The organism is Candidatus Palauibacter sp., from assembly GCF_965216145.1.
In the GTDB taxonomy this organism is placed as follows: domain Bacteria; phylum Gemmatimonadota; class Gemmatimonadetes; order Palauibacterales; family Palauibacteraceae; genus Palauibacter.
On record NZ_OZ244149.1, the window covers coordinates 1,705,381 to 1,718,205 of the forward strand.

Here is a 12,825-nt window from a genome sequence, read left to right on the forward strand (position 1 = left end):
CCATCTTATCCATCGGTTCCATCACCTTTCGACTCTCTCGGTCGTCAGCCGTTCACCCGACTCGTTCTTCGGGGCGGGTGCCGCTCTTCTCAAGTTCCATCATCAGATCCTCTACCCTCGGGCGCGCGCGCACCAGCGCCCGGCATTCCTCCATGGCGCCGGTCGCGTTGATGAGGATGGTCCCGGCGAGATGGCCTTCGGCGACGCAGTACACGATCGAGCGGCCGGATCCCAGTTCGCCCGAGACGATGGTGCGGTCCACGGAGGCCGTCTCCCCGAACACGTTGATGCTCAGATCGAAGACGTGCGTGAAGAAGTAGGAGAGATGGTCGAACCGTTCGCGGGCGCCCGCCATGTTGCGGCCCGCTTGCCGCCCGTGCGCGCGAGCGTGATCCCAGTGTTCGACGCGAGCAAGCCCTCCCTCCAGCGGGTCCGGGAAGCGCGCGACGTCGCCCGCCGCGTAGATGTGGGCGGCCGTCGTCTCGCCGAAGCCGTCCACGATGATGCCGTCCCGGACCGCGAGGCCGGCCTCTCTTCCCAGTTCGTCGTTCGGCGTCATGCCCACGCCCACGATTGCGAGGTCGGCCGCGATCTCCTCCTCGCTGTCGAGCATGACCCGCGACACCCGTCTCTCACCCTCGAAGGAGGTGACGCCGCAGCCCAGCCTGAACTTCACGCCGCGTTCCTCGAAATACCTGGTGAGGAAACCCGACACCGCCTCCGGGAAGACGCCGGCCCACACCCGCGGCTCGAGTTCGACGACGACGGCCTCGGCGCCGAGCTTCGACAGCGTCGATGCGAGTTCCATCCCGATGAACCCGGCGCCGACCAGCACCACGCGTTTCGCGCGCGCGCCCGCCTCCCGCAGCTTCTCCGAGTCGGCGGCGGTGCGAAGCGTCGCCACGCCGGCCAGTCCACTTCCCGGGATCGCGAGGCCTCGCGGCCGCCCGCCGGTCGCGAGGAGGATCCGCCCACCGCGCACCGGTTCGCCGCCCGCGAGGTGGACGGTCATCGCGCGCGCGTCCACGCGCCGTACGGGAGTGTCGGTGAACAGCGCGAGCCCGTCCTGATCCTCGAACCAGGCCGCGGGCTTCACATGCAGAAGTGATCGCGGCGCGCCGGCGGCCTGAAGAAACTCCTTCGAGAGCGGCGGCCGGTGGTAGGGGGGATCGGGTTCGTCCGTGAACATGGCGATCGAACCGGCCGGGTCGATCGCCCGAATACCGTCCACTGCGGAGATAGCCGCCAGACCCCCACCCACGATCACGTAGTCGAAGGTCTTCATCGCAAGGTCAGGGCCCTGTGTCCGCGGAGTTTCCGGGGTCGGCGGCGGACTGGTCGTGGACGATGAGCCAGGCTCCTTCCACGTTCAGGAGCACGAGCGTGAACGGCCCGGTCGACGTGACCCTGCCCGCGCGCTCGAGGACGTAGCGCGCCGTGGCCACCCCGACCCGCGTGTCCAGCTCGCGGACCCGCAGCGCCTCGAAGCGCAGGCTGTCCCTGGCCGCACCCGCCGCGAAGTCCGGCGCGTAGCGGGCGCGGATCCCGTCGTAACCCTCGATGAGTCCGCTCGATCCGATGTAGGTCGTCTCGGGGGAGCGATGATAGGCGCTCATGAACCCCTCGAGATCGCCGGCGTTCCAGGCGGCGGCCTGCCGGTCCAGCATCGACGCGACCTGCGTCGCGAAGTCGGGCTCGTTCGCTACCGAGCCACCGTTCCCGTCCAGCCGTTCGAGCCAGCACCCGCCGGACGCCAACCCCGCGGCCACCACGGCCGCGAGCGCCAGCCCCCACCGCTGCCGCCGCCGCGGCCGTCCCGTCGACACCGGGCCGTCATGCATCATCGCTCGCAACCCTTTCAGCCGAAGACGCGGGTGAAGAGTTCCACCGACGCCTCGGTCGCCGTCTCCAGTTCCGGGGTCGGCCCCGCGAAGGGGTGCCCGGCCTGAAACGTATGCGTGGCTCCCTCTACCCCGACCAGCCGAGCGCGGTCTCGCGCCGCCTCGACGATCCGCCGGGCATCGCTGAACGGGACGGACTCGTCCGCCGTCCCGTGCACCACCGCCATCGGGATGCGGAGGCTCGCGGCGCTCCCGAGCACGTCCAGCCGCTCGCGATTGGCGCGCACGTCGTTGAGCACGTTCCGCTCCAGCGGCATGTCCTGCTTCGTGCGCGCATTGGGGATGATCACCGTCTCTCCCGCGTCCCACCGAGCGGCGAACCCTTCGTAGCGGGTGACCGACGCAATGGAGGCCCACGTGACGAGGCCCCTCACCTGGGACCGGAGACCCGCCTTGAGGATGCAGGTCGCGCCCCCCCGGCTGTGGCCGAGCAGGCCGAATCGAGAGGCGGGCGCCACCTCGAGGTCCCCGAGCCGCCCCGCCGCGAGTCCGTCGAGGATGGCCTCGAGGTCCCACAGTTCACGGGAGAAAGTGTTGCGGCTGAAGGCCTCCAGGTCGTCGAAGTCCCACTCCCGGACGCCCGAGCCGTCGAAGTTGAACGACACCACGGCGAGCTCCGTCCGCGCCGCGAGTTGTTCGCACAGCCAGGGGAAGAATCCCCAGTCCTTGAACCCCTTGAAGCCGTGGCACACGATGAGCGCGGCGTCCCCGGCTGCTGCGGCGCCCGTCCAGTAGTCGCCGCGCAGATCGGCCCCGGGTGGGGTGAGCCTGAACGGCGTGCGCTGTATGGTCTGCGTCATCGTCCGTCGTCGTTCCGCCGGCGCTGCGGCAGCCAGGCCGTGTCCTCGCGTCCCGCCCGCCGGTTCGCGTGCCGGGCGAGCGTGAACAGGAGGTCGGACAGGCGGTTGAGATAGGGAAGGATGACCTCGCCGAGATCCGGCTGCTCCCCGAGAAGCGCGACGACCCCCCGCTCCGCCCGCCGGCAGACGGTGCGCGAGACGTGCAACTGGGCGGCGACCGGCGACCCGCCGGGCAGAACGAAGGCATCGAGCGCTGGAAGCCCGGCGGTCAGCGCATCGATCCACGCCTCCAGCGCTTCGATCCGCTCGGCGGCGAGCACCGGAATCGTGCCTTTCCGCACCAATCTCTCGGGATTCGAGGCGGCGAGCCGGGCGCCGATCGTGAACAGGTCGTCCTGCACGGCGCCGAGCGCCTCCGCCGAATCCCCGAGCGCCCCGTCCGCGTCGAGCGCGAGCGCCGTCCCGATCACCGCGTTCAGTTCGTCGATCGTCCCGTAAGCCGCCACCCGCGCGTCGTCCTTCCCGACCCGCGCACCGCCCAGGAGGGTGGTCTCCCCCCCGTCGCCGCCCCTGGTGTATATCTTCAAATTGAGATTGGCCGCCATCGAGGTTGGCTGCATAGCGCACGACATGCGCCACGGCTGATGGGCGAACCTTAACAGCCCGCGGCAAAAGCCCGCCACCGGCGCTGCTTCGAAATCGCACCCCCGGAGCTGCTTTCTCGGATACCAACTCCACGTCATCGGTCACCGGAGCATCGACGTCTCAGATCGGATTCTCGCTCGCTCAGCGCCGTGTCCGACGTCGTCGATCCCCGAATCGGTGTAGAGGGAAGGGGAGCAATGGTCATCGGATTATATTTGCTATGCGACGAAAAAGCGTTATTATGGCCCTATGATTCACACATTTTCAGTATCCAACTACGGATCGATACGCGAAGAAGTGACCCTAGATCTACGGATCCCGGGTACGGCACCGGACCTGGCTTGCTTCAGACAGAGCGCCGCCAAGCCGGGTCTTCGGCTGCCGACGGTTGCCGTTCTCATGGGGCCCAACGGGTCGGGAAAAACGACTCTGATGCGTGCGTTGGTGGATCTGGGGCGGATTGTGTTGTCTCCCACGAATTCCGTCCACCTGCTGCGCTTCCTATCGAGCCAAGCCAGATGGGAGCCAACGCGGTTCTCCATCGAGGGCGAGGGAGACTTCCTGGCGCCCGACGAGGCTCCGCAGAGGTTTCGCTACGAACTCGAAATCGGACGGCAACCGACAGAAAACGGGACGGAGGACCTCTTCGTGAGTCATGAAGCACTGGTCCATTTTCCCCGCGGACGGCGCCGCAGGCTACTCGAGCGGCGGGCACCCGGGGCGCCCATCTACGTGTCTGGCGACTTGGGTCTGAGGGCCCGTGACGATCGGCTGAAGGGGGTCGAGCGGAACCGGTCCGCAATCGCTACGCTCAGGCTCCTGAACGTGCCTCTCGCGGCCCGTTTCGCGGCCTTCCTTGGCGATTCGCTGGTTAGCACGAGCAACATCTCAGGCACCGAGACGTTCACTCCCGACACTTCAACCGTCATTGGTTGGTTGGAGGCAGGTCAGGACGCCAAGCAATGGGCCGAGGCCCAAATGCAACGGAGCGACTTGGGGATCGAGGGCATGGAGGTCGCTGATGGGTTCGGCGGCAAGCACATCCAGTTCCATCACAGCGGGCTGGACGCACCGGTTGTCCTCGGCTTCGAGTCCAAGGGAACTCAACGTCTGTTTCATCTCCTGCCGCTGATCAAGTTCGCCCTGGACGTAACCGGATTGGCGGTTCTTGACGAAATCGACGGTGACCTGCATGTGGACATGTTGGGTGAGATTCTCAGCTGGTTCCGATCCCGAGAGAGTAATCCTCGCAACGCCCAGCTGTTGGTGTCCTCACATCACGCCGGCTTGCTCGACGATCTTGAGAAGGAGGAGATCTTCATCGTCGAGAAAGACGACAGCGGGGCCACCCGGGTTTACGGTGCTCAGGATGTCCGAGGCCTGCGGCGTGACGTTCGTCTGTATTCCAAGTACCGGGTCGGCGTCCTCGGTGGGCTTCCGAGATTCGGTTGAGGCGGGATGAGGCGGCCGGGTGGGATTCACCGCAGGCAGGTTGTCTTCATCGGGGTTGAAGGGAAGAGCGACCGGGCGTTCGTCAACTTTCTCGGGCGCGTTTGCGATGATGAAGGTCTTCACCTCCACTTGGACGTCAAGCCGGGCAGCGGGGGTGATTCCGTGGCGGTCGTCGAAGAAGCCGGGCGCCGCTTGAGCAGGCACCAAGACCGGCGTTCGATCCGTGAGCGATTGGTTCTGCTTGACTCGGATCGCATTGAGACAGATCGGACGGCGGGCCGGGATGCTTGGGCAGCGGCATCCAAGTGGGGACTCCAAGTTGTGCTGATGAGACCGAAACTGGAGGGCCTGCTGGTTCGATTGCACGAAGGTCACGAGACACGTGTGGTTGGGGCACGCGAGGCCGAGGGGCGGTTGCGCGGCTTGTGGCCTGCGTACCACAAGGGCTCACTGACCTCCCACCAGTTGAAGGTGCGTTTCGGATTGACCGATCTGGGACGCGCCGCTCTGCACGATGAGGAACTGCGGAAGTTGATTGGGCTGCTGGGGCTTTGAGACGCTCCAGAAAGGATACGTGCTTTGAACACCGACGGCCCTGAAACCGGATCTATGGGCACTTCAAACCCGGGCAGGCGGCCCGCTCAGTCACGAAGGGCCTTCATCGCGACGGCGGCGGCCGGGATGGGCGCCGTCGCCGCGGGCTCGCTCGGCGCGTGCGGTCCGGGCGGTGAGGAGGCCGCCGCGCTCGCCTCGAGCACGAGGGCCTCGGGTGCCGGCGGCGGCATCGTCGTCGCGCGCGGCCCGATCGCCGTGAAGGCCGGGGTCGGCGCGCTGCGACGCGGCGGCAACGCGATCGACGCGGCCATCGCCACGGCATTCGCGCAGTTCATCACGACCCCGTTCTCGGCGGGCGTCGGCGGATTCGGCTGCATGGTGGTGTACGACGCGCGCGGCCGACGCGCCGTCTCCATCGACTTCCACGGCCGGGCGGGCAGCAAAGCCACGCCCGACATCTACCGGAGCGCGCTCGAGGGGCGGATCTACGGACACGCGGACCGCTGGAAGGTGCGCGGCGACATCAACCAGATCGGCTATCGGTCCGTCGTCACCCCCGGCACGGTCGCCGGCCTGTGGGAGGCGTGGAACCGGTTCGGGACTCGGCCGTGGGCCGAACTCGTCGAGCCGGCGATTCGGCTCGCGTACGACGGCTTCGAGATCCCCCGCGCCCTGGCGGGCGGTTTCACGACCCGGACGGAGTCGTCCTCGGGTGTGGTCCCGTTCTTCACCAAGGTCCAGACGACCGAAGCCTCCGCGCGCATCTTTCTCAACAACGGCGTGCCGTGGCGAGCCGGAGAACTGCTCGTGCAGAGGGACTACGCCCGCACGCTCGAACTCATCGCCGACGGCGGGGCGGACGTGGTCTACCGGGGCGAGATCGCCGAGCGGATGGCGGCGGATTTCGAACGGAACGGGGGCCTCGTCACGCTGGAGGACCTCGAGGCGTACGCAGCCGACGTCTACGACCCTGTGCGGGGCACGTACCGCGGGCACGAGGTGTTGTCGAACGCCCTGCCGGGCAGCGGGGCCCAGGTGATCGAGATCCTGAACCTGCTGGAGGGCTACGATCTTCCGTCTCTCGAACACGGCACGGCCGACCACGTCGAACTCCTGGGCCGTGCCCAGATCCTCTCCTTCATCGACCGGCGCCGATATCACGGCGACCCCGGGTTCATCGACGACCCGACGGACATCCTGGTGTCGAAGGACCGTGCCGCCGAATTGAGAGCGTTCATCGACCGCCGCGAACTCCCCCCCGATGTCGTGGAGGAACCCCCGGAGGGGCCCGACACGACGCACCTTTCGACGGCGGACCGGGAAGGGAACTGCGTGGCGCTCACGCACACGCTCGGATCCGCTTCGGGGGTCGTCACCGAAGGCCTCGGCTTCACCTGGAACAACTGCATGTTCCAGTTCAACCCGGTCGCCGGGCGGCCGAACAGCATCGCCCCGGGAAAGGCGCGCATCACCGGGATCTCTCCGGCGATCGTCCTCCGGGACGGACAGCCCATCCTGGTGACCGGCGCGGCGGGCGGTACGCGCATTCTGGGCGCCGTCCAGCACACGATCAGCAATACGGTCGACTTCGGCATGTCGGCCCTCGAGGCCGTGTCCGTACCGCGCTGGCACTGGGAGGATCAGCTGCTCGAGATGGAGCCGCAGCTGTATCATCACCTGAAGGAGGAACTGGAAGGGCGCGGTCTCGACGTCGCGAACGACGCGTTCGTCGCGCAGCTCCACGCGGTCGGAATCGACCCGGATACCGGTCGGTTGTCGGGCGGCGCGGACCCGCGGGGGTGGGGGGGAGGATCGGCCACGGTCTAGTAGCCGAGTGCGCTGACCGTCACAACTTCCGTGACCACGACGCAATCTACAGAGGGAATCGGCCGTTGCTGGCATGGCAAGTCGACGGGTCCGCTATCGGGTGCTTACCGTGCGGTAAGGCTCCGGGATTGCCCTATAGGAACTCTTTTCCTGGCTTCGGCGTATCGTTCTGTGCTAGGTTGAGCCGTGGCGGCAAGTTGATCCGAGGAAAGGGAGTTGGCCCGTGTTGCAAACCAGGAGGATCATTCTCACAGGCGTGGAGAAGAGCGTGCGTGGGCGGCACGCCGTCGCCCTCCGCGAGCTTCTTACACCCCGTTTTCTAACGAACCATACGACGTTCTCCAGTTTGGACGACATGATCGCTAGAAGCCCGGGCGGCGTCACGAGCGATGAGGCGTTCATCGCCCTCCCCGCCCCGGTGAGAGACGGCTTCATTGCCCGCAATTCCACCTTCCCTACCTGGGACGCATTGGTAAACCTTGCAGTCCGAGAGTATGCGAACCACAGCAAGACGATGGTGCCCTAATCCGCCATGGAGATGAGCACATGGCTCATTGCCCTATTCCTCTTGCTCGCTATCGCTCGCGCTCTCGGCATGAGAGTTACCATCCGCTTCGATGTAAACCAGTGGCTCCGTGACCGCCGCCGGTATCGCCGTGCCTCCAAGGAATTGCCGACCTTCCCGGACGGGACCGTGGTCTTCGGTTTTTCCGGTAACCGTCCCGGGGAGGAAGTATTCCACTTCAGCGACGGTCAGATCATCGGTGTCATTACGCTCCCCAACGGATACCGCAGCTTCATCGTAGATGGGAGACAGGTCTGGAAGAAGAAGAACCCCGAGTATGCACCCTACATCGAGGCAGTCGAAGAAATGCTCGAAACGGAAGATCCAGGTCAACCTCGTTCTCTGCCCAAGTCCCCGCCGGAAGAATCGGTCGACGAACCAGCAGGCGAATAGTCACGGGGATGGCTGTATGGCCAAGTCGCCAAAGCACCCCTGAAAGCGCAACTTGGTCTGCAAGCGCCTATCGACGATTTGCGGCCTCCCTGCGGCATAATTCTTCCACCACGCGCCAAGCACACGAAGCTCCGCCATCGGCGGTTTTCGAGGTTGACACGTGACCCCCGCCTTCTTATCCTCCGGGCCGCGTTGCGGGGTGGAGCAGTCTGGTAGCTCGTCGGGCTCATAACCCGAAGGTCGCAGGTTCGAATCCTGCCCCCGCTATCACTCGCCTCGCCTCGCACCGTTGCGGGGCGAGGCGTTTTGCTCTCCGACCTGTTTTACGGGACAGGGGTACGATCCGGGGTAGCTCAGTGGCCAGAGCGGGTGGCTGTTAACCACTAGGTCGTGGGTTCGAATCCCACCCCCGGAGTAGCAGCGCGCGGCCACGCGCTGCCAAGGGCTGGGTAGCTCAGGCGGTAGAGCACGGCGCTGAAAACGCCGGTGTCGGCGGTTCGACTCCGCCCCCAGCCATTTGCCACGAGCCGCCATCGGCCGGTTCGCGGGAAGCGGCGGAGGGGCGTAGCTCAATTGGTAGAGCACCGGTCTCCAAAACCGGCGGTTGGGGGTTCGAGTCCCTCCGCCCCTGTCGCTCGCGTAGCTCAGGGGTAGAGCGCATCCTTGGTAAGGATGAGGTCGCGGGTTCAAATCCCGCCGCGAGCTTGGAGCGGAGCAGCTTCGAGCTGGAGAACGGGCGCCCGTAGCTCAGTTGGATCAGAGCACCGGCCTTCTAAGCCGGGGGTCCCAGGTTCGAGTCCTGGCGGGCGCGTGACAAGTCAGGGACGACTTCGGGATGAGCCCCCATCGTCCAACGGCTAGGACACCACTCTTTCAAGGTGGAGATAGGGGTTCGATTCCCCTTGGGGGTATGGAGGAAAGACCGGACGGGAGCAGCGACAGCCCGTCCGCCGAAGCGCGGGGCCGTAGCTCAGCTGGGAGAGCGCTGCAATGGCATTGCAGAGGTCAGGGGTTCGAATCCCCTCGGCTCCATTCGCGTACGCGCCGTTAGCTCAATTGGCAGAGCAACTGACTCTTAATCAGTAGGTTCGGGGTTCGACTCCCTGACGGCGCATTCCCTCCTCGGCAGTTTCCTCAGCGGTTCTCTTCGCGCTCCTGCGCCCGCGCGCCCAGCAGCACGTTCTCCATGGCGTAGTTGCCCTCGTGGCAGGCGTACTCGTACAGGAGATCGTCCATCTTCATGAAGGGGACTTCGCCGCCCCAGGGGCTCTCCCATGTGTCCGGGTCCTCGACCAGGAACTCGTAGTTGATCGTGTTCGCGTCCACGCGCGTGAGCCGTTCCGTGATCTTCATGTTCGGAGTCGCGCCGAAGAACTCGCGGTAGCCGGTGAGTTGCTCCGGGTTGAGCTTCGTCGTCTCGATCACGAGGGCGTCATTCTCCCACCAGCCGCGGGAATCCCCGAACCAGGGCTGGATCGCGTCCGGAAGTGGCTGCGCTCCGCCGCTATCGCCCGCCTCCCCGGAGTCGGGAGAGACGCCGATGGGGACGATGCGGGCGTCGTGCACCATCTCCGTCATGATCATGACGTGGTCGGGCGTCTGCACGATGGTGTAGTTGTTGTTGTAGAAATAGTTGGGGAGCATCGGGGGGCCGGCGTTGGATCCGAACGAGACGATGCAGCGCTCGGAGAGGGGCCGGTTCTCGGGGTTGTCGTACTCGCCGTGCTGGCCGCGGGCCGCCACGAGTTGGCCCAACCGCTGCTGCGCCTCGGCGGTGCGCGCGGGGATGCGGCCGTCCTCGGGCACCATGATCAGGGAACTGCGCGCCTGGCCGTTCACGACCGCGACTTGGTCGCCCCGATCGAGGTAGAAGACGTTGTAGCCGCCGGTGCCCCCGGCCGCGGCGTCCAGCACGAAGTCGCAGCCGAGGCTGACGCCGCCAGCCGTGGGCGCCTCCCGGTCGGGGTCGCTGAGTTGCGAGTGGGCCTCGATGCACTCCTGCCGGCCGCCCTCGATTTCGGCCACCTGCTCGGGGGTGAGCACGGCCTCGAACCCCTGGGGGCGTTCGATGGGAGTGATCGTTCCGTTGGTCCAGTTCCCCTGCAGGTCCGGCCGCCCGTCCGGCGTGTGCGGCACCCCGCCGCCATCCTGGGCAAGCGCAACGGGGATCGACACCGCGGCGACCAGCGCCAGCGCGACCAAAGCTCGAATCCCGGCTGTCTTCATCGCCTGTTCCTCCGCACTCCGCGTCCGAGCGGACGCCCGTGCTCATGATACCTTCGCAGATTGGAAACCTGACCATCATACAGGCCGCTGGCCGATGATTCACGGGTGCCGGTGGCGACGTCGCCCATCGACACCGACTTTGCAGTCCACCTTGAGGGGATATGCCGATGATTGAACTGGATCCGGTACACCCGGGCGAGGTCCTGAAGCACGACTTCATGGAGCCGTTTGCGCTGTCCTCCAACGCTCTTGCCGGAGCCTTGGGAGTGACTCCCGCGCGAGTCAACGAGATCGTCCGGGGCCGCCGCGGCATCACGGCGGAGACGGCACTACGGCTTGCCAGGTACTTCGGTACCGACGCCCAGAGTTGGATGAACCTTCAGGATCGCTACGAACTCGCGCTCGCCGAGCGGGCTGTCGCCGACGCGCTGCGAGCCATCCGACCGCGCGAAGTTGCGTAGAAGCCCTTGATGAAGCCCCGCCCCGCACGATGAGCGGCGACGAGCGACAGATTTTCTCCTCCCGTCGGGAACGGCGCCTGTGGGTCTGGGCGCTGGCCGTGGTAGTGGCGATCTACGCGACGGCCGATCTGGCGCGGACGGTGGCCGACGCGCTGCGCGAAAGCGGACTGCTCGAGGCCACCGCCTCCATGTTCAGCGCCGGCATGCTCCTGATCGGGGTGATGATCGTGGTTCAGGGGCTGAGGGAGCGCTCGCGCGGCGTCGAAGTCGGCTTCGCTCTGGGCGTCGCGGCGATCGCCGTCATCGGATTCGCCCGAGGGATCAGCGCGGCCGAGCGTTCTCATCTCATCGAGTACGCCGTACTGGCGCTGATCGTCCACGAAGCCCTGCTGGAACGGAGGGGTCAGGGACAGCGCGTCCCGATACCCGCCGTACTGGCTATCGTGGGGACGACACTGGTCGGTGTGGGTGACGAGTGCATCCAGTTCTTCCTGCCCAGCCGCACGTTCGACTGGTTCGATATCGGCTTCGACCTGCTGGCGAGCGTCATGGCGGTCGGTTCGAGCGTCACCCTTCGCTGGGTACGGCGGCTGATCGGGAGTTGGCTCCGCTCCCGATAGTCGGGAGGTGGGGCGGGACGGACGCCGGCCACCGGCGCGCGCCCAGGTCAATCATGCAGCAAGCCACAGTGTGCGCTCCTCCGGGTCTCGAATCACCCTTCGTATACGTTCTTAGGGAAGAATCTCAATCGCCTCATGGAGCTTCGTGAGCCTGAACTGATGCGGCCGAACACCCAACCCCTCGCCGGGACTGGTTCCCGGATCCTCATCGCGGTCGCTGCCGTCATCCTCGCGGCCGCGACAGCCGCCTGCGGACCGGAGCCGACGCTCCGAGGCGAGATCGAGCTGACCATTGGGTCGGCCGATGCCGAGTCGGAGTACGAGTTCGTATTCCCGCTGGCGCTGACGCGGGACGCCGATGGCAGGATCTATGTGGGGGACCGTTTCAAGGAAAACGTGCGCGTGTACGACTCGGAGGGGCGATACTTGTTTCACCTTACACTGCCCGGTCGCGGAGGCGGTTCCAGATACCTGAGACCCACCGGACTGCTCTTCGACCCCGATGGTCACCTCTGGGTCAACGACGTGGGATCGTACAGGGTGTTCGACATCCTCGAGGACCGGGCGGAACACTTGAGAGAGATCCCGCCACCCAGCGAGGAGCGGCGACTCCCGTCGAGACGCGGCACCCCCCTCGCAACGGTGGCAGGGACCACGACCCCCGGAAACCCGATGTTCGCGGGACCCACCGGCCTGATCCTGGCGACCGACAGCGTTTCCGCAGACGAGCGCGACGAACTGGTCTGGCACCGGCAGCAGGTGACCGTTGGGCCGGACGGCGATGTCCGCGCGCGGGTCGATCTTCCCGAGCCGGACACCGTCTATGCGAACTGGCCGGTGCTGGTCTACCGGCGGGACCCGGATCCGGGGCTGGGGACGGTGAAGGTGCGGCCGCCCTACGCCAATCAGCAGATCCGCGCTCACGCGCCCGATGGCCGATCCGCCTACATCTACACAAGCGAATACCGGGTCCGGTTGTTCACGGCGAACGGAGAAGAGTGGCGCGAGATTCGTCGCGATATCGCCGGTCCGCTGGTGACCGAGAGCGAAGCCGAGCGCGAGCGGCTGGAGCGATTCCGGGCCGGTTGGGGAGAGAGGCTCGTGGATTTCCCCGCCATCGAAGTGCCGGAGCGGAAGCCGCCCGTGGAAGACATGTGGTACGACGAGGACGGCCGTCTCTGGGTACGCCTCGCCGCGGCGGAGGCGGACGAAGTCTCTCGAGCTCACGTCCACGATCCGGATGGGGAACCGCTCTTCACTGCCGAATGGCCTCGGGGGATCGATCTCTCGCTGGGTGGCGTGAGCGGGGTGGTGGCCCTCGGAGTCCAGGGAATGCCATCGGAGCCACGAGTGGTACGGCTCCGTTTCTTCCTTTCGTAA

At 66.2% G+C, this 12,825-nt stretch carries 12 protein-coding genes and 9 tRNA genes; 16 read left to right on the plus strand and 5 right to left on the minus strand.

Annotated elements, in window-relative coordinates; all coding sequences use genetic code 11:
* Window positions 1-52: 52 nt before the first annotated feature.
* From ACOOHF_RS07420 to ACOOHF_RS07435, 4 genes are read right to left on the minus strand one after another with little or no spacing between them, the layout of a single operon-like run.
* Window positions 53-1,285, minus strand: coding sequence for an NAD(P)/FAD-dependent oxidoreductase (locus tag ACOOHF_RS07420; protein ID WP_420464020.1), 1,233 nt, complete (start codon window positions 1,283-1,285; stop codon window positions 53-55).
* Between the two features lie 7 nt (window positions 1,286-1,292).
* Complete coding sequence (locus ACOOHF_RS07425) at window positions 1,293-1,841, minus strand: YybH family protein (protein WP_420464021.1); 549 nt, start codon at window positions 1,839-1,841, stop codon at window positions 1,293-1,295.
* A 17-nt stretch (window positions 1,842-1,858) separates the two neighbouring features.
* The gene (locus ACOOHF_RS07430; protein ID WP_420464022.1) at window positions 1,859-2,701 is read right to left on the minus strand and encodes an alpha/beta hydrolase family protein; all 843 of its coding nucleotides are present in this window, start codon (window positions 2,699-2,701) and stop codon (window positions 1,859-1,861) included.
* Window positions 2,698-3,288, minus strand: a complete 591-nt coding sequence (locus ACOOHF_RS07435) for a cob(I)yrinic acid a,c-diamide adenosyltransferase (protein WP_420464023.1) — start codon at window positions 3,286-3,288, stop codon at window positions 2,698-2,700. Before ACOOHF_RS07435 ends, ACOOHF_RS07430 begins: the two co-directional genes overlap by 4 nt.
* A 457-nt stretch (window positions 3,289-3,745) precedes the next feature.
* Between ACOOHF_RS07435 and ACOOHF_RS07440 the strand changes: the two genes are divergently transcribed.
* The 13 genes from ACOOHF_RS07440 (at window position 3,746) to ACOOHF_RS07500 (ending at window position 9,252) form a co-directional block, all read left to right on the plus strand.
* Window positions 3,746-4,798 (plus strand): AAA family ATPase, encoded by a 1,053-nt coding sequence (locus ACOOHF_RS07440; RefSeq protein WP_420464346.1) that lies wholly within the window; start codon window positions 3,746-3,748, stop codon window positions 4,796-4,798.
* Window positions 4,799-5,125: 327 nt separating this feature from the next.
* A complete protein-coding gene (locus tag ACOOHF_RS07445; protein WP_420464024.1) occupies window positions 5,126-5,353 on the plus strand; it encodes a hypothetical protein in 228 nt (75 codons plus the stop codon).
* 126 nt (window positions 5,354-5,479) lie between these two features.
* Window positions 5,480-7,180 carry a gamma-glutamyltransferase gene (ggt, locus tag ACOOHF_RS07450; RefSeq protein WP_420464025.1) on the plus strand — a complete coding sequence of 567 codons (1,701 nt, stop codon included), beginning with the start codon at window positions 5,480-5,482 and terminating at the stop codon, window positions 7,178-7,180.
* A 532-nt stretch (window positions 7,181-7,712) separates the two neighbouring features.
* Complete coding sequence (locus ACOOHF_RS07455) at window positions 7,713-8,138, plus strand: hypothetical protein (RefSeq protein ID WP_419934389.1); 426 nt, start codon at window positions 7,713-7,715, stop codon at window positions 8,136-8,138.
* 193 nt (window positions 8,139-8,331) lie between these two features.
* Window positions 8,332-8,405, plus strand: a tRNA-Met gene (locus ACOOHF_RS07460).
* 75 nt (window positions 8,406-8,480) lie between these two features.
* A tRNA-Asn gene (locus ACOOHF_RS07465) sits at window positions 8,481-8,553 on the plus strand.
* A 28-nt stretch (window positions 8,554-8,581) separates the two neighbouring features.
* A tRNA-Phe gene (locus ACOOHF_RS07470) sits at window positions 8,582-8,654 on the plus strand.
* A 42-nt stretch (window positions 8,655-8,696) separates the two neighbouring features.
* Window positions 8,697-8,769, plus strand: a tRNA-Trp gene (locus tag ACOOHF_RS07475).
* 2 nt (window positions 8,770-8,771) lie between these two features.
* Window positions 8,772-8,843: transfer RNA gene (locus tag ACOOHF_RS07480), tRNA-Thr, on the plus strand.
* A 31-nt stretch (window positions 8,844-8,874) separates the two neighbouring features.
* Window positions 8,875-8,949, plus strand: a tRNA-Arg gene (locus ACOOHF_RS07485).
* Window positions 8,950-8,977: 28 nt separating this feature from the next.
* Window positions 8,978-9,049: transfer RNA gene (locus ACOOHF_RS07490), tRNA-Glu, on the plus strand.
* 48 nt (window positions 9,050-9,097) lie between these two features.
* Window positions 9,098-9,170 (plus strand) — tRNA-Ala (locus tag ACOOHF_RS07495).
* 9 nt (window positions 9,171-9,179) lie between these two features.
* Window positions 9,180-9,252, plus strand: a tRNA-Lys gene (locus tag ACOOHF_RS07500).
* Window positions 9,253-9,272: 20 nt separating this feature from the next.
* Here the strand turns inward: ACOOHF_RS07500 and ACOOHF_RS07505 are convergent.
* A complete protein-coding gene (locus tag ACOOHF_RS07505; protein WP_420464026.1) occupies window positions 9,273-10,364 on the minus strand; it encodes a hypothetical protein in 1,092 nt (363 codons plus the stop codon).
* 167 nt (window positions 10,365-10,531) lie between these two features.
* On the opposite strand from ACOOHF_RS07505, the gene ACOOHF_RS07510 reads away from it, so the two are divergent.
* The 3 genes from ACOOHF_RS07510 to ACOOHF_RS07520 all read left to right on the plus strand — a co-directional run bounded on the left by ACOOHF_RS07510 (window position 10,532) and on the right by ACOOHF_RS07520 (window position 12,825).
* The gene (locus tag ACOOHF_RS07510; RefSeq protein ID WP_420464027.1) at window positions 10,532-10,825 is read left to right on the plus strand and encodes a HigA family addiction module antitoxin; all 294 of its coding nucleotides are present in this window, start codon (window positions 10,532-10,534) and stop codon (window positions 10,823-10,825) included.
* A 29-nt stretch (window positions 10,826-10,854) separates the two neighbouring features.
* A complete protein-coding gene (locus tag ACOOHF_RS07515) occupies window positions 10,855-11,445 on the plus strand; it encodes a VanZ family protein (protein WP_420464028.1) in 591 nt (196 codons plus the stop codon).
* 159 nt (window positions 11,446-11,604) lie between these two features.
* Window positions 11,605-12,825, plus strand: coding sequence for a hypothetical protein (locus ACOOHF_RS07520; protein WP_420464029.1), 1,221 nt, complete (start codon window positions 11,605-11,607; stop codon window positions 12,823-12,825).

Bases quoted from the DNA above. Each gene is read 5' to 3' on its own strand.
- ACOOHF_RS07420 (WP_420464020.1), bottom strand. From the start codon at position 1,285: ATGAAGACCTTCGACTACGTGATCGTGGGTGGGGGTCTGGCGGCTATC.
- ACOOHF_RS07425 (WP_420464021.1), bottom strand. From the start codon at position 1,841: ATGCATGACGGCCCGGTGTCGACGGGACGGCCGCGGCGGCGGCAGCGG.
- ACOOHF_RS07430 (WP_420464022.1), bottom strand. From the start codon at position 2,701: ATGACGCAGACCATACAGCGCACGCCGTTCAGGCTCACCCCACCCGGG.
- ACOOHF_RS07440 (WP_420464346.1), top strand. From the start codon at position 3,746: ATGGGGCCCAACGGGTCGGGAAAAACGACTCTGATGCGTGCGTTGGTG.
- ACOOHF_RS07445 (WP_420464024.1), top strand. From the start codon at position 5,126: ATGAGACCGAAACTGGAGGGCCTGCTGGTTCGATTGCACGAAGGTCAC.
- ggt (WP_420464025.1), top strand. From the start codon at position 5,480: ATGGGCGCCGTCGCCGCGGGCTCGCTCGGCGCGTGCGGTCCGGGCGGT.
- ACOOHF_RS07455 (WP_419934389.1), top strand. From the start codon at position 7,713: ATGGAGATGAGCACATGGCTCATTGCCCTATTCCTCTTGCTCGCTATC.
- ACOOHF_RS07505 (WP_420464026.1), bottom strand. From the start codon at position 10,364: ATGAAGACAGCCGGGATTCGAGCTTTGGTCGCGCTGGCGCTGGTCGCC.
- ACOOHF_RS07510 (WP_420464027.1), top strand. From the start codon at position 10,532: ATGATTGAACTGGATCCGGTACACCCGGGCGAGGTCCTGAAGCACGAC.
- ACOOHF_RS07515 (WP_420464028.1), top strand. From the start codon at position 10,855: ATGAGCGGCGACGAGCGACAGATTTTCTCCTCCCGTCGGGAACGGCGC.
- ACOOHF_RS07520 (WP_420464029.1), top strand. From the start codon at position 11,605: ATGCGGCCGAACACCCAACCCCTCGCCGGGACTGGTTCCCGGATCCTC.